Annotated in this window: 1 protein-coding gene; it reads left to right on the top strand. The window is 42.0% G+C overall.

Going from position 1 to position 1,040, the window contains the following annotated elements; all coding sequences use genetic code 11:
• Window positions 1–433 precede the first annotated feature (433 nt).
• Window positions 434–937 (top strand): DUF4402 domain-containing protein, encoded by a 504-nt coding sequence (locus A3738_RS09650; protein WP_068500858.1) that lies wholly within the window; start codon window positions 434–436, stop codon window positions 935–937.
• The last annotated feature ends 103 nt before the right edge of the window (window positions 938–1,040 follow it).

Raw genomic sequence — 1,040 nt, 5'->3', positions numbered from 1 at the left:
TAAGGTATTGATATAGATATCGAAATTGATCAATGAATGATCGGTATTTACGTGTGTCTTTAAGTTTGAAACACGTATCAAACATCACGTAACACTTTGCTACAAAACGGCCTGTTTTTCGGCGTACAAGTTCTGTGATCTAGCTAAGCTGAAATTAAGCGCAAACGAAATGCAAAACATTTTAAAAAACGCGCTGCTTACAACGTGACGAAATATCTAATCGTGATGTTGTAGAGGCCACAAGCCTCGCTTAAAGCTGCATATAAGCAGCTTGCAGTTAAGAGCAGGAAGCAAGCAGTACAAGCAGTAAGTGCGAAAGTAGTAAATATGAAAGGTCTTTCGAAAGAGAGACAAACAAGATGGCCCTAAGGTCACGATATAAAAATTTAATTCAGCAATTTCAAAACTAAATAAGTGTTCGGAGATACTATCCATGAAAAACGTATTCAAAAAAGCAGCAATCGCAACAACTCTAGTTTCAGGTCTTGGCGCAGGTATGGCTCACGCTGATACTTTCCAGGCTCTACTTCAAATCGTTGAGCCACTTCAGTTGACTGAAAATACGCAAATGAACCTTGGTCAAATCGACCCTTCAGCTGATGCGGTAACTTGTACGCTAGCTGCAGGTGGTGCGCGTTCAGGTACTGGTTGTTTTGATGCAGCAACAAACGGTGTAGAAGGTGTTATAGACGTAGCAGGTACTGATGGTCTTACTTTTGACATCACGCTAGGTCAGTCTTCTTCAAACGGTATGACTTTCGTACCAGCAATGATCGACAACGGTGAAGCGGCACTATCTCTTACAGGTGTTACGCTACAGGCAGCTCACCAGTTGACGCTTGGTGGTACTTTGACAGTTGATAATGCAACGACTGCAGCGGCAGCGGCAGCTACTGCGACCTCAATCGATTACGATGTTTCTGTTGTATACAACTAAGCACTAGTTGTAGAGAAACATATAAAAGGCGCCTTGGGGCGCCTTTTTTTGTTGTACTGCACGATCAAAATCTTATCTGAAAAATTCTTTCTTCAAAGGCTGA

The sequence above is a fragment of the Oleiphilus sp. HI0066 genome, from assembly GCF_001635725.1.
This window is presented reverse-complemented; position numbering and strand designations above follow the sequence as displayed.

Bases quoted from the DNA above. Each gene is read 5' to 3' on its own strand.
- A3738_RS09650 (WP_068500858.1), top strand. From the start codon at position 434: ATGAAAAACGTATTCAAAAAAGCAGCAATCGCAACAACTCTAGTTTCA.